This is a genomic window from Teredinibacter waterburyi, from assembly GCF_001922985.1.
In the GTDB taxonomy this organism is placed as follows: Bacteria; Pseudomonadota; Gammaproteobacteria; order Pseudomonadales; family Cellvibrionaceae; genus Teredinibacter; species Teredinibacter waterburyi.
This window is the reverse complement of the sequence record NZ_MRUH01000022.1, coordinates 96,334-119,722: the sequence shown is the minus strand read 5'-3', so window position 1 is coordinate 119,722 and position 23,389 is coordinate 96,334. Positions and strand designations below refer to the sequence as shown.

Genomic DNA, 23,389 nt, shown 5'->3' with positions numbered 1-23,389 from the left:
TTAAGCAGCAAAGAACTTTTAGACCTAAGAGCTATAAGACGCTACAACTGATAGGTATGACCAGCTATAGCATCAACAATCAGGTTAAGGTTGAGCGTGATACTGTGCGGAGAATTCATGTACCGCACGAATAAACGCACCGGCGTGCTCCGGATCTACTTCGGGCGTAATACCGTGACCTAAATTAAACACGTGACCATTACCCCGACCAAACTCAGACAGTATTCTGGCTACCTCTGCGCGAATACGATCGGGGCTCGCATACAATACAGAAGGGTCCATATTCCCCTGCAAGGCGACTTTACCGCCCACCCGTGCCTTGGCATTCGCGATAGGCGTGGTCCAATCTAATCCGAGAGCTGTAGCCCCAGAATCGGCCATCGGCTCCAACCATTGTCCGCCACCTTTAGTGAACAAAATGATCGGTACTTGCCGTCCTTCGTGCTCTTTAATTAAGCCCGCAATAATTTTTTTCATCGGTGCCAATGAAAACTTTAAGTAGGCATCGTGAGCTAGCGCGCCACCCCAACTATCAAAGATCTGCACCGCCTGCGCGCCTGCTTTAATTTGTGCATTGAGATAGGCAATGACCGAGTCGGCAAGCTTATCCAACAACATGCCGGCCACTTCTGGTTGATCGTAAAGCATCGCTTTGGCGCGACGAAAATCTTTGCTAGAACCACCCTCAACCATATAGGTCATCAGAGTCCAAGGGCTTCCAGAAAAACCAATCAAGGGTACTCGACCATTTAATTCGCGGCGAATGGTTGATACCGCATCTACCACATAACCCAAATCTTTATAGGGGTCGACAACGTCAAGGGCTTCAATTGCGGCGGCTGTTTGCACTGGCTTTTTGAACCGCGGCCCTTCACCAGGCTCAAAATACAACCCCAAGCCCATTGCATCCGGAATAGTGAGAATGTCGGAAAATAAAATTGCTGCATCGAGGGGGTAGCGCTCCAACGGCTGCAAGGTAACCTCGCAAGCCAGCTCCGGATTGCTACACAGTGCCATAAAGTCGCCAGCCCGAGATCGGCTAGCACGATATTCAGGCAGATAACGCCCCGCTTGGCGCATCATCCAAACAGGTGTTACATCCACAGGTTGACGCAACAGCGCTCGTAAAAATCGGTCGTTTTTTAATTCAGTCATTTGCGTTATTTACACATCCAGATAGTCGAGAATACCCTGAGCCGCTTCGCGACCTTCCCAGATGGCAGTAACAACCAAGTCCGATCCGCGCACCATATCACCGCCAGCAAAGACCTTAGGGTTTGATGTTTGGAACTTGAATTCTTGCTCTTCTGCCGCCTCAACTCCACCCCAGCTGTTAACCGAGATATCGTGATCGCCAAACCAAGGCGCTGGACTAGGACGGAAACCGAAAGCAATTAACACTACATCTGCAGGGATAATTTCTTCACTATCTGGAACAGCTTCTGGGCGACGACGACCGTTCTCGTCAGGCTCCCCCATACGAGTAGTGACAACTTTTACGCCCTCTACCTTGTCGTCCCCAACAATTGCTATTGGTTGACGGTTAAACATAAATTCAACGCCTTCTTCTTTAGCGTTGGCAACTTCGCGGCGTGAGCCTGGCATATTTTCTTCGTCGCGACGGTAGGCACAAACAACACTTTCGGCACCTTGACGAATCGATGTACGGTTACAATCCATAGCGGTATCACCACCACCAAGAACAACAACTTTTTGCCCTTTAACACTAATAAAATCGGCCGGGTCTTTTTCAAAACCCAGATTGCGATTTACATTCGAAATTAAAAACGGCAGGGCATCATAAACATTGTTTAAGTCTTCGCCGGGGAACCCGCCCTTCATGTAGGTATAAGTTCCCATCCCCATAAAGACGGCATCGTACTCTTCGAGTAGCTCTGCCATGGAAATGTCTTTACCGACCTCGATGTTTAAACGAAATTCAACGCCCATCTCTGTAAACAATTCACGGCGCTTTTGCATTACCGTTTTTTCTAACTTGAACTCCGGTATACCAAACGTTAACAGCCCGCCAATCTCTGGGTGACGATCAAATACAACCGGTTTAACGCCGTTGCGCACCAACACATCGGCACAGCCAATACCGGCTGGACCGGCGCCAATAACGGCGACCTTTTTATCCGTCCAAACCACCTTGGACATATCGGGCTTCCAGCCTAACGCCAAGGCTGTATCTGTGATGTATTTTTCAGTATTGCCGATCGTCACGGCACCAAAACCATCATTAAGTGTACAAGCACCTTCACAAAGACGGTCTTGCGGACACACACGACCACACACTTCGGGCAGAGAGTTAGTGAGATGGCTAAGCTCTACCGCTTCGATTACGTTACCTTCTGCGGCAAGTTTTAGCCAATTAGGAATATAGTTGTGTACCGGACACTTCCATTCACAATAGGGGTTACCACACTCCAAACAACGGTGCGATTGATCCTTCACCTGCTCTTCTTGGAAGGGTTGGTAAATTTCCACAAATTCATGTTTGCGAGTGCCAATATCTTTCTTGTTTGGGTCTTGGCGCCCAACATCGATAAACTGGAAATTGTTGTTTAATCTTTCAGCCATGCCGTTAAACCTATCTCTAAACCCACCAAACATTAGTGAGTGAGTAAAATACTTTGCTGAGCCGTTAACTCTTAGAGCTATCGGCGAGAACTACTCTCCGCGCTTTTTTACGCTGTGCAACATCCTCTCGAGATCTGCTGCTTTGGGTTTGACTAACCAGAATCTTCCGATGTAATTATCAAAATCATCCAGTATGTTCTGTCCCCATGCGCTTTCTGTTTCCGCGACGAACTCTTCAATAACACCACGCAAATGATTGCGATGAGCTTCCAGTGCCTCGGTGTTTACTCGTGTGATATCGACTAATTCATGGTTGTACTTGTCGACGAAGTTATTTTTCTCATCCAGCACATAGGCGAACCCGCCTGTCATGCCCGCGCCGAAGTTAACGCCCGTTTCACCGAGCACTGTAACAACGCCACCGGTCATATACTCACAACAGTGATCGCCAACACTCTCGACAACCACATGTGCCCCGGAATTGCGGACACCACAGCGCTCACCAGCACCACCTGCAGCAAACACCTTGCCGCCAGTTGCACCATACAAACAGGTATTACCCATGATGCTAGTTTCATTACTTTTGAAAGACGAGCCGCGAGGGGGACGAATCACCAACTTACCGCCAGCCATACCTTTACCGACATAGTCGTTGGCATCGCCTTCGAGGTACATGTTCAAACCACCAGCATTCCACACACCGAAGCTTTGACCAGCAATACCTTTGAGGTGCAGTTCAATCGGTTTGTCGGCCATACCTTGGTTGCCGTGTCGCTTGGCGATTTCACCGCTCATGCGCGCCCCAACGGAGCGATCGCAGTTGGTAATATCGAATTCAAAAACACCGCCAGACTTAGCTTCAATAGCAGGCAAAACGGTTTCTACCATACGTTCAGCCAACTCACCTTTATCAAACGGTGCATTTCTAGGCTGCTGACAAAATTGCGGCTTCGACTGCAAAAATGCGTCTGTATATATGATCGGGCTTAAATCCAACTTGCGCTGTTTCTCTGTATTACCATCAATAGCCTCAAGCAAATCAACTCGACCGATCAGTTCTTCAAGACTTCGAACGCCTACACTCGCCATCCATTCACGTGTTTCCTGGGCAACAAACTTAAAGAAGTTCATCGCCATTTCAACAGTGCCTACATAATGATTTTTACGTAATAAATGCTGCTGTGTAGCGACGCCGGTAGCACAATTATTCAGGTGACAAATACGTAGATACTTACAACCCAATGCAACCATTGGGGCCGTTCCGAAGCCAAAGCTCTCAGCACCTAGAATCGCGGCTTTAACAACATCCAAACCCGACTTCAAACCACCATCCGTTTGTACGCGCACCTTGCCGCGCAAGTCGTTAGCGCGCAAAGTTTGATGAGTTTCCGACAAGCCTAGTTCCCAAGGTGAACCCGCATAACGAATAGACGTCAACGGACTTGCCGCCGTACCACCGTCATAGCCCGAAATTGTAATCAGGTCGGCATAGGCCTTAGCAACGCCCGCGGCAATGGTACCGACGCCAGGACGGGACACCAATTTAACCGACACCAACGCGCTAGGATTAACCTGCTTAAGGTCAAAAATAAGCTGCGCCAAATCTTCGATAGAATAGATATCGTGGTGCGGCGGAGGCGAAATAAGCGTGACGCCAGGAACAGAATAGCGCAAGCGCGCAATCAGGTCGTTCACCTTGCCACCGGGCAGCTGACCACCCTCACCAGGCTTAGCGCCCTGTGCAACTTTAATTTGCAGCACCTCAGCGTTGACCAAATAGTGTGGCGTCACGCCAAACCGGCCGGAGGCGACCTGTTTGATTTTCGACACTTTATTGGTTCCAAAGCGCACGGGGTCTTCACCGCCTTCACCGCTATTGGAACGCCCGCCGAGCGTGTTCATTGCCTGCGCTAGTGCTTCGTGAGCTTCAGGGCTCAAAGCACCAAGCGACATAGCCGCCGAATCAAAGCGCTTTAGGATTGACTCAATAGGCTCAACTTCGTCGATGGCAATCGGCGTGATTTGATCGGAGAGCTTGAGCATATCGCGCAGCGTTGCAACTGGACGATGATTGACCAGATTGGCGTAGCTCTGCCAGTCCGCGTAATCGCCAGAGCGCACCGCTTTATGCAAGGTTTGCACAATATCCGGATTGTAAGCGTGATATTCCTGACCGTGCACATATTTAAGAAGGCCGCCCTGCTCGATAGGTTTACGACGCTTCCAAGCGTCTTTAGCAAGCGACTTTTGATCGGCTTCAAGGTCACTAAAATCCGCCCCCTTAATCCGACTAGGCGTTCCAGGGAAACAAGTCTCAACAACCTCTTCGGCCAAACCTACAGCTTCAAACAACTGTGCGCCGCGATAGGATGCAACGGTAGAAATACCCATCTTCGATAAGATCTTAAGCAAGCCTTTATCTAAGCCTTTACGGTAGTTCTTGCTCGCATCAGCATAATCCGCAACGAGTTCGCCAGAATGGATAAGCCGGTTAATTATGTAATAGCCTAGGTATGGATAAACGGCAGTAGCGCCGTAACCTATAAGCGCAGCAACATGATGTGAGTCGCGTGCAGTGCCGGTTTCGACAATAATATTAGCGTCGCAGCGCAACCCTTCTTTGGTCAGATGATGGTGGACAGCACCTGTCGCAAGCAATGCGTGTATCGGCAGTTTGTCAGCAGCAATGTTAAAGTCGGTCAACACCACAAGTGTTTTCCCCGCTTTAACTTGAGTAACGACATTCTCGAGCATCAGTTCGATAGCCTGATACAAATTTAGGCGTTTTGGGTCGTAATTCAGGTCAATCTCGGTTGCCGCGTAGTTGGCACGCTCTAGATTCATCAGCGCGTTGAACTTGGCTGGAGACAAAATCGGGCTAGTCAAAATCACGCGGTCGGCGTGATGCTCGGTTTCGTCAAATACCGATAGCTCGCGACCGATACAAGTCTCCAAAGACATTACGATCGCTTCCCGTAAAGGATCGATCGGCGGATTAGTTACCTGGGCAAACTGCTGTCGAAAATAATCGTAGGCCGAGCGGCGTTTCTGAGATAAGACCGCCATAGGGGTATCATCACCCATAGAGCCTACAGCTTCCTGGCCGGCCTCTGCGAGCGGACGAATAACTTGGTCGCACTCCTCAAAGCTAGCCTGGAACAATTTCATAGCGGACATAACCGCGTCGTCATCTAGCTGCGTCTCGGGTAACTCATGATTCAAGCTAGATTCGATTCTAAAGGCGTGCTTTTTCATCCATGCTTGATAGGGCTGACCCACCTTTAACATAGCATCAATATCTTGGGTATGGCTAAGGGTACCGGTTTCGGTATCGACCGACAGTATCTGGCCTGGACCAAGCCGGCCTTTGGACACGACATCTTCAGGCTTATATTTGTAAACCCCAATTTCTGAGGCGACGGTAATGATGTCGTCCTTTGTGATTACCCAACGCGACGGACGCAAACCGTTGCGATCTAGAGTACAGACCGCATGACGGCCATCGGTTAGCACCAGACCAGCCGGGCCATCCCAAGGCTCAATATGCATCGAATTAAATTCATAGAAGGCTTTTAAATCGCCATCCATATGCTCGACGTTCTGCCAAGCGGGCGGCACTAGCATGCGAGCGGCCCGATGCAAATCCATGCCACCCACCAACAACAACTCAAGCATGTTATCGAGGCTCGAGGAATCCGACCCAGTGCGATTCACCAAAGGAACGATATCATTCACATCAGGCAACAATGGCGTCTGGAACTTTTTAGTTCGCGCTACAGACCAATTGCGATTCCCCATAATCGTGTTGATTTCACCATTGTGAGCAAGCATACGGAACGGCTGCGCTAGCGGCCACTGCGGCAAGGTATTGGTAGAAAACCTTTGGTGGAAAACACAAATCGCGGTTTCCAATCTTTCATCTGCCAAATCTGTATAGAAAATAGGTAAGTCGACAGGCATCATCAGGCCCTTAAACGACAACACCTTGTGACTTAAGCTCGCAATGTAAAACGAAGGATCTTTTGCTAATCGAATCTCCGCCTTACGGCGCGCGACAAACAACTTCGACATCAATTCCTGCTCGCTCGACTCAGCTGAATTGACTAACAAATGGTATATAGCCGGCAAGGTTTCCAGCGCAATTGGACCAAGGCAACTTGAATCGGTCGGAACCTTTCGCCAAGCGATGTCGGCCAAACCAAGACGAGCCAGCTCTTCGGCAACGATCGTCTTAGCGGCTTCTGCCTTTTCGCTGTCGTTACTCAACATTATTGAGCCAACGCCATAGTGTTCAGCCAACTCGAACCCCAGCTCGTCCTTAGCGACCGCGCGCAAAAAACTGTCAGGCTTTTGAATTAACAAACCACAACCGTCGCCAGTCTTGCCATCCGCGGCGATGCCGCCCCTGTGCGTCATACAGGTCAAGGCTTCAATACCAGTGGTGAGCAGCTTGTGACTAGGCTTCCCCTTGAGGTGAGCAATCAGTCCGAAACCGCAGTTGTCTTTAAATTCATCCACCCGGTAGAGACCGGTTGTTTTTGGCTCATTCACTATTTTCATTCACTTCTTATCTGCTGATTCTTGTATTTAGCAACAACCGAAAACTTTACGTTGGCGGCTATTGTATTACGAATTCCCGTTAGAAAATTCGGAGGAGATACGGCGCAAAAGTCTACTATGCACAATTCGATCCGAAGGGCTTATAAGTCGCTTGCCCAGAGATAGCTCAGTTGTAAACCGATCGGTTACCCCTGATTATGCGTCCCGCCAGCGACACTTTACTAGAGAGTAAGGTACCTAGATAGCGCCGCCGCAAGACAAAAAAGCCCCAGTCAGAGGGGCTATTGATAATTGGGCGCTGAATGTTAACTGCAGTTATGGTCTAAGGCAAGAGCTATAGGCGATCCCCCTATTTTGAGGGGGTCGAAACTTCGTTAAATTCGCGAAAAATCAGCGAACGGAAGAGATCTCAACCTTAACCGTCGACAGCGCCTTAGGCCAAGGGCCAGCTTTACGTTGCCGTTCAGGTAGAGCGTTACGCGCCACAATGGCTGCTGCTCGAGTAGGATAGACGCCAGCGACAACGACATACCAGTTCTTACCCTCTCGCTGCCCACGGTATAAATAGAGGTCGTCACGGTTAGGCTGCTGTGCAATAAAGCCCTCAAGGGACTCACGCTGACTAGCGGCCAATATTTGCAGCGTATACTCCGAGTCTTTACGAGATAGCAAAAAACGTTCGTCGGCTAAAGCTTTCGGTGAAGCACTCGATTTAGGGGGCACGATACCAGCTGCGCCCAAACTTGGTGCGTCGACCGCCAGTTTCGTGCTGGATGAGGCGATACTCTTCGCTACTCCCACACGATCAGCCTTCAATTCCGCTCGCGCATCCGCGTCCTCGCCTAGCTTTGGCGCTGGAGGGAGATACCGGTCTTGCCCGAGGGATAGAGGTGAGCCGCCATCACCCATCGAATCATCCTCAATCGCTACCTGCCCTCCAGAATAATCTTCCGTAGATGCGGCCTCAGAAGTACGAACTACGCTAGATTCTGGCTTCGAGGTCTCAATTGATGGGGATTTAGCCGTTATCTGTAAAGTTTCAACTCGACGCGTCTCGCTGGAGTCGCTAACCGGTGTAGAACCACCGCGAAATAGCAACGCCCATACTAAAACAGTACCCAATACCGCAACCGCAGCGACGTGCCCTAGAGGCAAAGTAGCGGCCCGCTGCCACCACGAAAGATCGCAACTACCGGCGTTGCGACTAACCGACGTTGAGCGCTCGGACTTTAACAACTCCATTTTCACCAACGCCAAGATTCGGCCAGGATAGCCATCAGACCTAGTCCAAAAACTCTGTACCAATTCTGGCGTCAATGAATTGGTATGGGCCTGCATATTCCCAAAGTGCAAAGACAAGAACTTACCAACCTCCGATGGCGAAAATTCCGGCACATCAAAGTCGTAGACGGGAACCTCAAGGACTCCCAGCGCATCGATTCTCTCGACCAAGCCTAGCTCCGAGGCCATCACTACGCCAAGCCCATAACCAGACTCGCCATGCCCTTGCAACAAGCTCACCAAAGCGCCCAACGCCGCGTCATCCAAAAAATGCACGTCATCGACAAGTAGGATACCCTTCTTCTGATCGTGTACAAGCGCTTGCGCAAAGTGGCGAAGCTCAGCAATAACCTCGCCTACGTCATCACCAACAACACCACCTAAACCAAACCCATCCGCGATCTTCTCAACAAATTCTAGCGCCGACTCCCCATCGACAACGGCTACTGAAGCGACGTAGTCGTGATGCTGAAGTTGCGAGTGGAGCTGGGCGAGCAAGGTGGTTTTACCTGCCCCAGACACCGCCTGGATAAGCGGTAATCCCTCACCAAATTCGACAAGATGAACCATCTGTTGGATTAAAGCCTGTAGCGCTGGCGTCGAAAAAACGGGACCCGAAGAATCAGCTGAGCCGCCATCATCCGACGTGACTGCTCCGGCGCCATGCGCTTTACTGTCTAATTCGCGTCCTAGATGCCCATCCATACAAACCAACCCCAGTGCTATTTATGTATGCTTCGAAATCACGCACTTCGTGAATTTGAACCATTAAAATGCCATTAACGTTTGCTGCAATAGTTCAGCAGGGAAATCTTCTGTAACCACTGCCTTGCCAGGCTCTCGCAATAAAACCAATCGCAAACTGCCATCCAGTACTTTTTTATCCACCGACATATAACTAAGAAAAACCTCAGGAGTCATATTTTTGGGTGGAGCTATTGGCAAACCTGCCGCCTTAATAAGGTTGACTACACGGCGATAAAATTGATGATCAATCCACCCCAACCTATTAGACAGATCCGCCGCCATCACCATACCAGCGCCCACAGCCTCGCCATGAACCCAAACACCATAACCTTGAGATGACTCGATCGCATGCCCGAAAGTATGACCTAAATTCAATATCGCTCGAATACCTGACTCATGCTCATCCTGGCTTACCACCCAAGCCTTGGTCTTACAGGACACCTCAATCGCATAGGCAAGGGCATCCGAATCTCGGGCCAGCAGCCTTTCCAGATTCAACTCTAACCATTCGAGAAATTGAATATCCGCGATTAGGCCGTACTTAATTACCTCCGCAAGCCCTGCAGACAGCTCTCTATCTGGCAGAGTCGCTAACACTTGGGTATCAATAATGACACTGCGCGGCTGATAGAATGCGCCGATCATATTTTTACCTAAGGCGTGGTTAACACCCGTCTTGCCCCCAACGGACGAATCGACCTGAGAAAGTAACGTAGTGGGCACCTGAATAAAGTTCACGCCGCGCTGATAAGCTGCGGCCGCAAACCCCGTCATATCGCCAATCACACCGCCACCAAGTGCCACCAACGTTGTTTTCCGGTTGTGCTTCCCCGTTAACAAGCTATCAAATATTTGATTTAACGTCTCGAGGGTTTTGAATTGTTCACCATCCGGCAACACCACCCAATCAAGCTTCGCCACACCCGCTAACGCTTGCCTTAACTGCTTAGAATAGAGTGGATCAATGGTTTCATTAGTGACGACAAGCACCTGACTTGCCGCCAAGTATGGGAGAAAATATTCGGGATTGGTAAGCAAATTCTCACCGATAAATATAGGGTAACTGCGATCACCTAAGTCGACCGTAATAGTGCGTAAAGTCATAAGCTAAGCTAATTTGAATGAATGGGGCCAACATTGTAGCTGACCTTAGCTATAGCGACTATATAAGCGTTTGGGATGCATCCAACAGTTGACGAAGACCGCGCCTAAAGCGAGTCAACAATAGCTTGTACTATGCCACGCGGACTGCGGCCATCGGTCACTAAGACTGTAGTAGCAACATCGCGATAGAGTGGATCGCGCGCGTTGAATAATTCAACGATACGTGCTTTTGGATCTTCCACTTGGAGTAAAGGTCTTTTTTTATCTTTGTAGGTTCGCTCGACGAGCTGATCAATTCCAGCAGTCAAATAAATAACATGCTTAGCATCTCTCAAAATATCGCAGTTCTCTGGCCGAGTAACGATACCACCCCCAGTAGCGATTACAGCTTCCTGTAAATCCGCGAGATCCCGCAGGACTAAAGTCTCTCGATCACGAAACCCAGACTCGCCTTCAACATCAAAAATCCACGGTATATCCGCACCGGTACGCGCTTCAATAACATGGTCAGTATCCAGAAATTCTAACCCCAACCTCTGCGCGAGCAACTTACCGATTGTAGACTTGCCGGCCCCCATGGGACCGACTAAAAAAATGGCTTGGCTCACGACTACTCTAAGAAGTCTGACTTCATAATACGCGGGGTCACAAAAATCAAAAGCTCGCGCTTATCTTCGGATTGAATATCTTTTCGGAATAGACGACCAACAAAAGGGATGTCGCCCAACAAGGGGACTTTGCTTTCCCCCTTTATAGTTTCCGTTTGATAGATACCACCCAACACTATGGTGTCGCCGTCAGCGACCAACACTGATGTTTCAAGGTGTGTAATATCCAAGATAGGTACGCCATTCGCCGCAACCCCACTAACCGAATCCTGGTCAATTTTAAGCTCCATAATAATACGGTTATCAGGGGTGATTTGAGGCGTAACATCAAGCCTAAGAACAACATCCTTAAACGCCGTGGTCGTACCGCCACTAGCAGACTCCTCCTGATAAGGAACTTCAGAACCCGACTCGATAGTTGCCTGCTGCTTGTCGCCTGTAATAACTTTTGGCTGAGATACAATCTCGGCAAAACCGGTATCTTGCAGTGCAGACAGCTCGAGCCCTAGCAAGAAGTTACCGCTTATAATATTCCACGCGATATTACCATTCGCACCAAACACTCCAAGATCAACTAAGGAGTTAGCTGGGAACACATGGCTGCCTAGCTCGCCATCTCCATTAGTATCATAAAACGTGCCGGTAACACCGCCATCTTCGTTTGCATACAGGCCCTCCATTGAGCCGGTAAATTCATGTACATGACTGCCAGATGAATTGGTCTTTACTGCATCGCCGGCCATTCGCACGCCCAGCTCTTTTCTAAAATCGGAGTTCGCTATAACTATTCGCGCTTCAATCATTACCTGTTTTACAGGAATATCTATCCGATCGACCAACTGCTTAAAGTCGTTAATCTTTTCTTCCGTATCGGTGAGAATAATTGAGTTGGTACGCTCATCAACAATAGCTTGACCTCGATCAGACAAAATACTTCCAGTTGAATTCCGAGCATTACCTCCAGCGCCACCGGACGAGGCGCCGCCAGCGCCAGCGCCACCTTTACCAGCACTTCCAACGAACAGATTAAATAGTTCGCGAGCGTTAGCGTAACGAATACGAATATACTCTGTGCGCATAGGTGCCAATTCTTGCAGCTGCTTCTGAGTTTCGATTTCCTGTTTTTCTCGCTCAGCTATCTCAGCGGCAGGCGCAACCATCAAGACATTGCCGATCTGACGCTTATCCAAACCTTTAGTTTTCAAAACAAGATCTAAAGCCTGATCCCAGGGAACATTATCTAAACGTAAAGTAATACTGCCAGAAACCGTATCACTAGCCACCAGATTCAAATCGGTAAAATCAGCGATAAGCTGCAATACCGACCGCACCTGAATATCCTGAAAGTTAACCGAAAGGCGCTCACCGGTATAGGCGAACTGCTTTTTCTTCTCTTCCAGCTCCGCACGCGTCAAAGGCTTTATACTTACCACATACTCGTTATTGGTTTGGTAAGCCAAATAATCATATTCACCTTCGGCGTTTATGCTAACCAACGCACCACCAGAATCGACCGCAGTGGTTAGCATTTTTACTGGGGTGGCAAAATCCATTACGTCCAGCTTTCGTCGCAACTCGGAAGGGACATCCGCACCCATAAAACGAATATCAATACCACTAGATACCTCTTCGATATCTATAGTGACATTAGCATCTGACAAATTAATAATAACGCGACCTTCACCTGCGTCTCCGCGACGGAAGTCGACACCGGTAATCGCTGGGCCTGACATTACAGCCTTGTTTGTTTTGACTGGTGCTGCAAAATCACTAGTGGCAACATTGCTTGCCGTCTGGCCACTAGATTGAGGAACCGACGATACCGACGCTTCTGAGCCAATCTCTATAACCAACTCACTACCAGAAAGACGTGATACGTATGGAGCTGCAGCTGCCAAATTAATAATTAACCGCGTTTTACCACCACCGGCGACTACCACTGCACCGGTCACGTCACCAACATTCATGGGATATTTCTTTTGCGGCAAGCCATTCTCAACATCAGAGAAATCAAGCACGATTCGCGCAGGCTGATCTATCGAATAGCCTTGGGGGGCACTAATCGGCGAGTCAAATGCGAGCCTTATCTCAGCCCGCTCACCGGGCAGCTCTGAGAAGGATATATCCTGCAAGGTACTGGCACTAGCAAGGCCCGAAGCCGCCAGTAGTAGTGTCGCAAGTAGGACGCTATATTTTCGTGTGAACATGCTAATTAATCCTTCTCTGTAATAGCGAGAACGCTAGGTCTTTCGAGCCAGCCTTCGAGACCGTCAGAGACAATCTCCAATATTTCAATTTTCGACTCATCAGTTTCGACAATTTTACCGTGGTTAGTACCAATGTAATTTCCTGTTGTAACCGGAAAAATAACGCCGCTACTGTCCGCAATAAGCGCCCATAGCGTGCCATCTTTCTCGAGCGTCCCTACCATCGCCAATGCGGATAAGTCGAACTTCTCTAGATACTCTTTTTCACGATTTAAATCAGGTTTTACACTCTCGCCGGAACTGAGAACGATACGCTGTGCGATATCGACCGGGCGATCAAACGGGCTTCGGTTCGCAGCTGTCGCATAAACGAAAGCTTCAAACGGGCGGAATGTTGGTGGTTCCTCGATTTTTCCCGCGGGTCGTTTCCGAATCTCAGTGATATATTGCTGAAGATCCTCATACTCATCACCGGCTCCACACCCAGCGAGCAACATCACGAAAATCAGCGGACCGGAAGTGCGCAATAAAATATTCATCACTATTTGTCCTGAGATTTGTAACGGTAAGTCTTGGCCAAGATATCCATAGACAAAACACTGTTACCCGCGGCATTTTTCTTGGCTTCTTTGGATATCGTGAAGTCGTGCAAGGTAACGATTCTCGGCATACCAGCGATACCGCTCACAAAAGCACCGAACTCATGATACCCCCCGCTCACCACAATTTTTATTGGCAACTCTATATGGAACTCTGTGGAGACCTCGTTTTGCAACGCAATACTTTTAATAGTTAAACGACTATCCACACCTTTATCGTCAATATCTTCAAGTAAACCTGGCACCTCAGTGTCAGTAGGCAGGCGAGACACAAGGGCACCAAAAGTCTCCTTCATTTCCACCATCTGATTTTTATAACGCTCTAAATTCGCGGCTTCAAAAGCTTTGCGTTCAAATGAGGTTTTAAGTTCTGATTCTTTTGCTTGCGCAGAAGCAAGGCTCACATTCTTATCTTTTACAAACAACATATAACCGCCAAAGATAATTGCGGCGGCGGCAACAATACAAAGGAAGGCGCGGGCTGGGGCAGGCCAAACACCGACCTTATCCCAATCAATGTTGTTTACATCAAAGTCCTGTAGCTGCTCGATATACTTATTGAGATCAGCCATGCTATTTATCCCCATCGTTAGATTCGTCGGGAATCACGGCTTTAAGCTGCATCTTGAACTCGCTAGCCTGATTGCCATATGCCGGAGATGCGGTAACTGAGCGCAGGTTGGGATCGGAAAACCACTCCGACTCATCGAGCTGTCGCATAAAAGTTGACACCCTATTATTCGACTCACTTATACCTTCGATCTGAAACGAATTGCCACGCCGTGATAGTGACGTGATAAATACGCCGTCGGGTATAGCCTTGGTGAACTCATCAAAGTAGTGAACAATGATTGAGCGAGTTCCCTCTAAAGCCTGAATCACCTTCATTCGACTCAACAACTCAGATCGCTCTTTCTTAAGGGTCTTAATCTCTTTCACTTGCTCATTGAGCTGAGAAATTTCGGCGTTCAGCATGCGGTTGCGCTCATTCTGAGTACTGATCTGTGCATCAACTGACTTGATCCACAGAAAACTGACGCCGACAGCAAGCAAACACACACCCGCCAACTGCGACAAAAACTCTTTTTTGCGCTCTAAGCGATATTCTTCTCGCCATGGTAAAAGGTTAATCTGAGCCATGTTACACAAAGCTCCTCATAGCTAGGCCCGCGGCAATCATAAGCGCGGGAGCGTCGTTTAACAGCGCTGCGTGATTTACTCGCGATGAAACCGACATATTGGCAAAAGGGTTGGCAACGGTGGAGGACGTCCCAAGCTTTTCTTCGATCAGGCCCGCCAGACCATTCAATGCAGCTACACCACCAGCTAACACGATATGATCGACATCATTATACTGACTTGATGAAAAGAAGAATTGCAGCGAACGCGTCACTTGCTGCACCACGGCATCTTTGAAGGGTTCAAGCACTTCAGGCTCATAGTCGTCCGGCAAACCGCCTTGTTTTTTGGCCAAGCCCGCTTCTTCTGCGGACAAACCATAACGACGCTGGATTTCCTCGGTCAGTTGCTTCCCACCAAACAGCTGCTCGCGGGTGTAGATAGTCTTTCCGTCAACCAAAACGCTGAGTGTTGTCATGGTTGCGCCAATATCGACAATAGCAACCACCTGCTCTTCTTGATCCTCTAACTGCTCTTGGATCAAAGCAAACGCGCGCTCCATCGTATAGGCCTCAACATCCACCACCTTAGGTTTGAGGTCGGCCAAATCTAGCATGCTCACTCGAATGTCAACATTCTCTCTGCGACAAGCCGCCAGCAAAACGTTGATTTGGTCTGGATTTTTTGCGGAGGGGCCGAGAATATCGAAATCGATCGCAACTTCCTCAAGTGGATAGGGGATATACTGATCCGCCTCTAAGGAAATCTGTGTTTCGAGCGCGTCCTCACTAAGATCGCCGGGCATCTCGATAATCTTCGTGATCACCGATGAGCCAGCGACAGCAACGGCCGCATCTTTGATTTTAGTGCGCGACGACTGGACGACCGCTTTCACTACTTGCGATACAGCCTCGAGGTCATTTATGTTTTTTTCGACAACCGCATTAGGCGGCAAAGGGCGGACGGCATAGTTCTCGACCCGATAGCCATCACCCTGCTGACTGATTTCCAGCAGTTTTACCGAGGTTGAACTGACATCAAGGCCGAGTACAGGCTTCTTTTTCTTGTCGAATATACTGAGAATACCCATTTTTCTATCTATATCCGCTACTTAGGTTATGTTTATGTTATAGCACTTTAAGTACAAGCTGCAACTAGAGACTACATAGGTAAAGTGTGAAAAAGGTCTTATAATAGCCAACCACGTCAACTTCTGACCCATTATTCGAAAACTAGCTATCAAATGAAATTAAACAAGCGCCTTTTTTCCATCGCTCTATGGTTGATGTTCGCAGCTGCAGGCTCTGTGCTCTGCGTACTATCCGGACTCTACCTTTACCTTAGTCCCGAGCTGCCCGCAATCGACAGCCTGCGCGACGTAAAGCTCCAAACACCTCTTCGGATCTACACGGCTGACGGCGACCTTATCGCAGAGTTCGGCGAGCGACGACGCTCCCCCGTGAAGTTTGACGAGATACCTCAGCAATATATTGATGCACTGCTTGCGGCGGAGGATAACGAATTCTTCGAACACTCTGGCGTCTCGCTCAAAGGTATACTGCGTGCGGCTACTCAGCTCATACTCACGGGCGAGCGAGGCCAAGGCGGCAGCACCATCACAATGCAAATACCGCGCAACTACGAGTTTCTATCGCGGCGCAAAACCTTCGCACGTAAATTTAATGAAATCCTGCTCGCCTTTCGTATTGAGAAGGAGCTCACAAAAGAAGAAATTTTAGAGCTCTATGTCAATGTGATATTTCTCGGCAACCGCGCCTACGGAATAAAAGCCGCCAGCCAAGTCTATTACGGCAAATCACTTCACCAGCTAAGTCTAGCTCAAATTGCCATGATCGCAGGGCTCCCGAAAGGGCCATCGATAATGAACCCGATAGTCAACCCGCCCCGAGCATTAGCACGACGGAATTGGATTTTGGGGCGAATGCTAGAGTTAAATAAAATTACTGATGAGCAATACAACCAAGCGGTTCTGGAGCCGGTCTCGGCGGAGTACCACCGCAGTATTAACGATGTAGACGCGCCCTACGTTGCCGAAATGGCACGCGCTAAAGCAATCGGCCTATTTGGACTGAAAGCCTATACAGAAGGTTACAGCTTATATACGACAGTTAATGGCGAGTTTCAAAATAGCGCAAAACAAGCGGTAGTCGATGGGCTCCTTACTTACGACAGCCGTCACGGCTATCGCGGCCCAGAACTCCAGCTAGAGCTTAGCTCCAGTACCGTCCTGCAGGTGAGGCCGGAAACCGAAGCGCCAGAGAGTGACGCCCCAGGCGCAGACTCAGAAGACAGCCTGCCTACCCCGCTGTTTAGCCAAGTTCCCGAAGAAACTCTACTCCAGTGGCATAAGTCTCTAGCCGATATACCGGCATACGGAGACCTCCTACCAGCCGCGGTCGTCACCCTAGACGAACAAAGCTTCACAGCCACTCTCGCCGACGGTTCGTTGCGCAAAGTTGAGTGGGAGCAAGGCATCTCAGCGGCCCGCCGCTACATCAATGAAAACACCCGCGGACCGAGCCCAACTACAGCGTCAGACGTTGTCGCCCTTGGCGACGTAGTACGCCTAAAACAAACTCCCGATAACAACTGGCAGCTCAGTCAAGTTCCCGAAGCTCAGGCCACGCTCGTCGCCCTAAACCCAGAAAATGGCGCGATCCTATCTTTGGTAGGCGGCTTTGACTTCAGCCAAAGCCACTTTAATCGAGCCACTCAAGCGAAGCGCCAGCCGGGTTCCAACTTCAAACCTTTCGTCTACACCGCCGCGCTCGAAAACGGTATGACTCCGGCGACAATTATCAACGACGCACCCATCGTATTCGACGACGCCAAGCTAGAAAGTACGTGGCGACCCGAAAACGATGGTGGCCGCTTTGACGGGCCCACCCGCCTTCGCAAAGCTCTATATCGCTCGCGCAACCTCGTATCGATCCGCATCCTCCAAGAGATCGGCATAGGCAACGCGATCTCCGGCATGAATCGGTTCGGGTTCAACGAAAAGGATCTGCCGCGCGACTTAACCCTCGCCCTAGGCAGCCTCAGCCTCACCCCCCTAGAGGTCGTGACAGGTTATGCCGTTTTTGCCAACGGCGGCTATCAGGTTGAGCCCTACCTGACTCAGCGTATTGTTGATACCGATGGAAGAGTCGTATTTGAGGCTCAACCACGCACCGTTTGCCGCGACTGCGACGCCGAGATTGAGAACGAAAACCTACAATCACCGCTCCGCGTAGAATCCAACTCACCGAGCAGCGCCCAAGCAGAAGAGCCAGAGCCCCTGCCAACAGCCTCGCTGAACGGCCCTTATATTGAAACTTTTGAGCTCACAGGCGACCCTTTCGCGCTATCGTTTCATATCAAAAGCCTGCTCGGCACCCTGGAACCTGCTGACTACCCCCGCGCACCAAAAGTCCTAGACGACCGCATCGCCTATATCATGGACTCCATTCTAAAAGACGTGATCCAAAGAGGTACAGGAGTTCGCGCCAAGGTTCTGGGCCGCACTGACCTAGGAGGGAAAACGGGAACCACTAACGGCCCTATAGACGCTTGGTTTTCAGGGTATAGCGCCAGCGTTGCCGCTACCACGTGGGTAGGATTTGACGCCAATACCGAGCTGGGCAAACGTGAATACGGCGGATCGGCCGCGCTGCCTATCTGGATCGACTTTATGCGTACCGCTTTAGCCAACACACCAGAATACAAGCGCCCACAACCCGCAGGTTTGGTGACCGTAAGAATTGACCCCGAAACTGGAGACAGAGCGCGCTCGGACGACCCAGATGCAATCTTCGAAATATTTCGCAGTGAAAATGTACCCGAGCTAAAAGACGCCCCAACCCAGCAAGCATCTCCTTACGGCGCAGAAGAAATCCTAACCGAAGAGCTATTCTAGCTATTCAACTTGGCGCCATTCGAGCGATCGAGTGGCTTTCGTTCTCCCATAAAAAAACCGAGCACTAGGCTCGGTTTTTTTATCGACACTGAACTAAAAGCGAATTTTCGCTTAACTTAGCTCGCGCGGCGAGTAAAACGCTTGTTGAAGCGATCGATACGACCACCGGTATCGGCAACTTTCTGCTTACCAGTGTAAAACGGGTGACAAGCTGAACATACGTCGAGAAGAATTTCTTTCTTCATAGTCGAGCGAGTTTCAATAACATTGCCACAGCTACAGGTAGCTTTCATTGGGCCGTACTTTGGTTGAATAGCTTCTTGCATGATTTTGCCTCTGCCGCCTAATTTAGGCGCTTCTGGATACCGCCACCTGATCGTTTGCCAAGCACGGTATCGCGTTAATCGGTCGCAATAACCCCGAAAGGGGAAATTAAGAGCGCGAATACTACCAGAATAAAAATGCAGCACAAGTCCTGCAAACGCTCAACAGGGATTTATTATCCCGGAATTTAACGCTGCTGCTTGCTTATTTACTAGTGGCTAGCGTGTGGCGTCAGCTAAACTAGTCAGCCGCTAAACTAGTAGTGGTTAATTTCGAGGCAGATTCGTATCATGCGCGACATGAATTTGACCACACCCAGCCTATTGCCACAGAGCTCCAGCAGCGCCAACTGGTACTTCGCCGTTGCGATTCCCGTTCCCATGCGGCAGCTCTTCGACTACCTAGTACCAGCGAGCCTTGTGCCAACGGTAGCTGCGGCACCACTAGACTTTATCGGGCGTCGCGCCCAGCTAAAATTTGGCAATCGAGAGCTCATCGGCATTATCACAAGCTGCCATCAACAACCAAGCATCAATCCCGACAAAATACGGGCTATCGACAGTCTTCTCGACCCAAAACCTATACTGACCAGCGAAGCCATAGCCACCTGTTCCTGGGCCGCCAACTATTACCAAGCGCCCCTAGGCGAAGTCCTGCAAAGCAGTATTCCGCAACAATTGCGGCAGGGAAAGCTAGCGCCGCAACGCAAAGCTTGGCGCCACACTACTGAAGGCCTCGGGTTGCCAAACGATGCACTCAAGCGCTCCCCTAAACAACAGCTTACCCATCAACACCTGCTGGCAAATCGCTGGCTCGCCGATGATGAACTCGACACTCACGACATCCCGCGCAGCGCTCTCAAAGCCTTGCAGGCAAAAGGCTTGATTGAAGACTTCAATCTCGACAAGGACAAAATTAACAGTCTACACAAGCCAAACGAAGAACCCATACAACTGCTAAAGCAAGCGCCACTACCTCTGAATTCGGAACAACAAATTGCTGTCGACGCGATCCGCTACCACAAGTACGCCACTTATTTACTAGAGGGCGCTACCGGCAGCGGTAAAACAGAGGTCTATTTGCAGCTAACCGCCAGAGTGTTACAAGCTGGCCGACAAGTACTGGTGCTCGTCCCCGAAATAGGCTTAACACCACAAACCCTGGGCCGCTTTCAACAGCGCTTTAATTGCGAGATCGCCGAACTTCACTCCAACGTATCCGAAGCCAAGCGCACCTCAGGCTGGCAGGCCGCTCGCGACGGTATCGCCAGAATCGTCATCGGCACTCGACTCGCGTCGCTAACACCAATGCAGGATTTAGGTTTAGTTATTATCGACGAAGAACACGACCTCTCCTTCAAGCAGCAAGATGGCTTTCGTTACTCCGCCCGCGATCTCCTTATTTATCGCGCCAGTCAACTCGAAATACCAGTCATTCTAGGCTCTGCAACGCCGTCACTAGAAAGCCTCAATAACGCCATTCGCGGCCGCAGCGAACATGTTCGACTCACCAAGCGCGCCGGAAAATCCGTCCCGCCGCGCGTAAAACTGTTAGATTTAAAGGGCAAACAGCTGAACGCAGGTTTGTGCCCCGAGGCCTTGGTTGCACTCCAACAAACCATTGCCCAAGGGCAGCAAGCATTAGTATTTATTAACCGGCGAGGCTACGCCCCGGCATTACTTTGCCATCACTGTGGCTGGTCCGCCGAATGCCGAAACTGCGATTCGAAGATGACACTTCACCGTCATCCGCCGCACATTCACTGCCATCACTGTGACGCCCAGCGCCCGATACCGCGTGAATGCCCAGAATGTCGAATGCGTGAACTAGAACCTCAAGGGCAAGGCACCGAGCAAACTGAAATTTGGCTGCAGAGCCAATTTCCAGACATTCCCGTGCACCGTATCGATAGAGACTCGACTCGCGGAAAGTCCGCCTTCGAGCATCGTTTAGAGGAAATCCAAGGCGGCGACCCGATGATTTTAATTGGCACGCAAATGCTTGCGAAAGGTCATCACCTGCCCAATCTAGCACTTGTCATCATTGCCGACGCCGATCAGGGGCTGTTCAGTTCTGACTTCCGCGGGCTAGAGCGAATGGCGCAACTTATTATTCAAGTGGCGGGCCGCGCCGGACGAGCAGAAACCAAGGGCACGGTGCTGATCCAAAGTCACAACCCCGAACACCCTGCGCTGGAACTATTACTAACCCGCGGCTACCATCGATTCGCGCGAGAACTGCTCAACGAACGCCAAACATGCAATCAACCACCCTTCTCTTATCTAGCCGTTTTTCGCGCGGAATCTAAACGCGCGGAAAACGCCCAAGAATTCCTTTCCCTCGTCGCAAGAGCCTGCGCCAAACACACCAAGCCCAGCCCGCAAATGCAATACCTAGGCCCCGTACCCGCACGTATGGAACGTCTAAACGATCGCTTTCGCTACCAATTTGAAGTGCGCGCTCAGACTCGAGCTAAATTACAAACACTGTTACGAAAGGTGATTTTCGAGCTAGATCAACACGCATTATCGCGCCGCACGCGCTGGTCTATCGACGTCGATGCACTCGAACTTTAATTGAGGGCCCGATTTAGGAAAAATTCATCAAGCATGGGGATCGCCCCGAAACCAAGCTAGGCGAACTTCGTCGATGCCGGTATCCACTACCACCAAACATCGGTAAAGACTGGCAATACAAAACCTCGATATCAGATGAGGTAACAACTGTAAGTCAATAATAAAGCGTGTTAATTCCCTTAATCAAAACCTATCTTGTGGTAGTCTAGCGGCAGTTTATTTCGGTCTATCGGCCCATATTTATACATCGCTGCGTTCCTTGCGATACAAAGCTATACTGCGACATTAAAATGTCGCCCTAATAACTTTTTTAGTCGTGGTAACTTTTAGAGAGCAGCCTGATTAGGAGTGGCACGAACAAAAGCAGTGCGAACAAAACAGCACCTATACGCCGTAAACTGGGTGACCCTATATCACCCTCAAATATCTCCACACCAACCCCCAAAGGTAACCAATCGCTCTATGGCGCAAGATTACGCCCGCAAACGCCGCCCAACGGCCAGCCGCAAGAAGAACGAAGCACGTGTACCCGCTTGGGTATGGTTGTTTACGGGATGCGTGGTCGGTGGTTTTATTATGTTCCTGATGCGCTTATCGTCTCTCGACCCAGTGCAAGCAATAACCAATGGCGCCGAGCCTACGCAAGCGTCAAGCGAGCCGCTCATTAAAAAGCCCCAACTTCCGCAGCTGCCAAGGTTCGACTTTTACGAACTACTCAAAGAAAACGAAGTTGCTGTGCCAGAAAAGAGTCTCGCAGCACAAAAAGCCCTACAGAACGATACGGCACAACCGAGCAACCAAGAATATATTCTGCAAGTCGCCTCCTTTCGGGGTCTAGACGATGCGGAATCTCTGCGCGTGCAACTCCTGCTACTCAACCTCAACGCGCAGGTCGAAGAGGCCCGTGTTCGCAATGGTGAAAAGTGGCACCGCGTGCTCGTTGGGCCATTTACGTCTCGCTCGGAACTCGCAAAGGCACGTGCTACCCTTGTATCCAACAGCCATCAAGCACTCGTTCTCAAGCGAGCACTGCCCGAATAGCTATAGCCGACTCGCCGACACCCGCGTCTATCGCTCGCAACATTTGGCCAACTCAAGCTCAACAACAGCCAAAACCCTCCCCCCCAATCAACAACGCTTGAAATTTACACGCCTACCCCCACGTTAACGGGATTGGCAAAACCAAGGAATCACTGTGGAACAATACAGAGGCACTACTATTTTATCGATTCGACGCGGCAACCAAGTGGTTATCGGCGGCGACGGACAAGTATCACTGGGCAACACCATCATGAAAGGCAACGCTCGCAAAGTACGACGCCTTTACCGAGATCAAGTTATCGCGGGCTTCGCCGGCGGAACAGCGGACGCATTCACCCTCTTCGAGCGCTTCGAAGCGAAGCTGGAAGCCCACAACGGCCAGCTAGTTCGCGCCGCCGTGGAGCTCGCCAAAGACTGGCGAACCGACCGCGCGTTAAGACGACTCGAAGCACTACTCGCCGTTGCAGATAAAGAAGCCTCACTGATCATAACCGGCAACGGCGATGTCATTCAGCCCGAAAACGATTTAATAGCGATTGGCTCCGGCGGCGCATTTGCCCAGTCAGCTGCACGCGCCCTACTCGAAAACACCGAGCTATCGGCACCGGAAATTGTCGAAAAAGGGTTAAGTATCGCCGGTGATATTTGTGTCTACACCAATCACAATTTCACCATCGAAACCCTCGAATTTTAACCTACCCGATTTGTGGCCGAGCAAAGTTTA

At 50.1% G+C, this 23,389-nt stretch carries 16 protein-coding genes; 4 read left to right on the top strand and 12 right to left on the bottom strand.

All coding sequences use genetic code 11. The annotated features are described in order from the left end of the window. Positions 1 to 84: 84 nt before the first annotated feature. The 11 genes from hemE to IDZ20_RS03405 all read right to left on the bottom strand — a co-directional run bounded on the left by hemE (position 85) and on the right by IDZ20_RS03405 (position 15,898). The gene (hemE, locus tag IDZ20_RS03455) at positions 85 to 1,155 is read right to left on the bottom strand and encodes a uroporphyrinogen decarboxylase (protein WP_188150035.1); all 1,071 of its coding nucleotides are present in this window, start codon (positions 1,153 to 1,155) and stop codon (positions 85 to 87) included. Positions 1,156 to 1,164: 9 nt separating this feature from the next. Further along, positions 1,165 to 2,583 carry an FAD-dependent oxidoreductase gene (locus tag IDZ20_RS03450; RefSeq protein ID WP_188150034.1) on the bottom strand — a complete coding sequence of 473 codons (1,419 nt, stop codon included), beginning with the start codon at positions 2,581 to 2,583 and terminating at the stop codon, positions 1,165 to 1,167. Positions 2,584 to 2,673: 90 nt separating this feature from the next. Next, positions 2,674 to 7,143, bottom strand: a complete 4,470-nt coding sequence (gene gltB / locus IDZ20_RS03445) for a glutamate synthase large subunit (protein WP_188150033.1) — start codon at positions 7,141 to 7,143, stop codon at positions 2,674 to 2,676. A 390-nt stretch (positions 7,144 to 7,533) separates the two neighbouring features. Continuing rightward, on the bottom strand, positions 7,534 to 9,129 hold the full coding sequence (locus IDZ20_RS03440) for an SPOR domain-containing protein (protein ID WP_188150032.1): 1,596 nt from the start codon (positions 9,127 to 9,129) through the stop codon (positions 7,534 to 7,536). Positions 9,130 to 9,192: 63 nt separating this feature from the next. After that, the gene (gene aroB, locus IDZ20_RS03435; protein WP_188150031.1) at positions 9,193 to 10,275 is read right to left on the bottom strand and encodes a 3-dehydroquinate synthase; all 1,083 of its coding nucleotides are present in this window, start codon (positions 10,273 to 10,275) and stop codon (positions 9,193 to 9,195) included. Positions 10,276 to 10,379: 104 nt separating this feature from the next. After that, entirely contained in the window at positions 10,380 to 10,883 is a 504-nt protein-coding gene (aroK, locus tag IDZ20_RS03430; RefSeq protein WP_188150030.1) for a shikimate kinase AroK, read from the bottom strand. Between the two features lie 2 nt (positions 10,884 to 10,885). Then, positions 10,886 to 13,090 (bottom strand): type IV pilus secretin PilQ, encoded by a 2,205-nt coding sequence (locus IDZ20_RS03425; RefSeq protein ID WP_188150029.1) that lies wholly within the window; start codon positions 13,088 to 13,090, stop codon positions 10,886 to 10,888. 5 nt (positions 13,091 to 13,095) lie between these two features. Beyond that, positions 13,096 to 13,629 (bottom strand): pilus assembly protein PilP, encoded by a 534-nt coding sequence (locus IDZ20_RS03420; protein WP_188150028.1) that lies wholly within the window; start codon positions 13,627 to 13,629, stop codon positions 13,096 to 13,098. A 2-nt stretch (positions 13,630 to 13,631) separates the two neighbouring features. Beyond that, on the bottom strand, positions 13,632 to 14,261 hold the full coding sequence (locus IDZ20_RS03415) for a type IV pilus inner membrane component PilO (RefSeq protein ID WP_188150027.1): 630 nt from the start codon (positions 14,259 to 14,261) through the stop codon (positions 13,632 to 13,634). A 1-nt stretch (position 14,262) separates the two neighbouring features. Next, on the bottom strand, positions 14,263 to 14,829 hold the full coding sequence (locus IDZ20_RS03410) for a PilN domain-containing protein (RefSeq protein ID WP_188150026.1): 567 nt from the start codon (positions 14,827 to 14,829) through the stop codon (positions 14,263 to 14,265). A 1-nt stretch (position 14,830) separates the two neighbouring features. Beyond that, the gene (locus tag IDZ20_RS03405) at positions 14,831 to 15,898 is read right to left on the bottom strand and encodes a pilus assembly protein PilM (protein WP_188150025.1); all 1,068 of its coding nucleotides are present in this window, start codon (positions 15,896 to 15,898) and stop codon (positions 14,831 to 14,833) included. Positions 15,899 to 16,051: 153 nt separating this feature from the next. Between IDZ20_RS03405 and IDZ20_RS03400 the strand changes: the two genes are divergently transcribed. Beyond that, positions 16,052 to 18,724, top strand: coding sequence for a penicillin-binding protein 1A (locus IDZ20_RS03400; protein WP_188150024.1), 2,673 nt, complete (start codon positions 16,052 to 16,054; stop codon positions 18,722 to 18,724). Between the two features lie 116 nt (positions 18,725 to 18,840). Here the strand turns inward: IDZ20_RS03400 and rpmE are convergent, their stop codons facing one another. Then, on the bottom strand, positions 18,841 to 19,050 hold the full coding sequence (gene rpmE / locus IDZ20_RS03395) for a 50S ribosomal protein L31 (RefSeq protein WP_188150023.1): 210 nt from the start codon (positions 19,048 to 19,050) through the stop codon (positions 18,841 to 18,843). Between the two features lie 288 nt (positions 19,051 to 19,338). Between rpmE and IDZ20_RS03390 the strand changes: the two genes are divergently transcribed. From IDZ20_RS03390 to hslV, 3 genes are all read left to right on the top strand, one after another. After that, on the top strand, positions 19,339 to 21,624 hold the full coding sequence (locus IDZ20_RS03390) for a primosomal protein N' (protein WP_245792077.1): 2,286 nt from the start codon (positions 19,339 to 19,341) through the stop codon (positions 21,622 to 21,624). Between the two features lie 462 nt (positions 21,625 to 22,086). After that, positions 22,087 to 22,665 carry an SPOR domain-containing protein gene (locus IDZ20_RS03385; protein WP_188150022.1) on the top strand — a complete coding sequence of 193 codons (579 nt, stop codon included), beginning with the start codon at positions 22,087 to 22,089 and terminating at the stop codon, positions 22,663 to 22,665. Between the two features lie 154 nt (positions 22,666 to 22,819). Then, positions 22,820 to 23,359, top strand: coding sequence for an ATP-dependent protease subunit HslV (gene hslV / locus IDZ20_RS03380; protein ID WP_188150021.1), 540 nt, complete (start codon positions 22,820 to 22,822; stop codon positions 23,357 to 23,359). Positions 23,360 to 23,389: the final 30 nt, after the last annotated feature.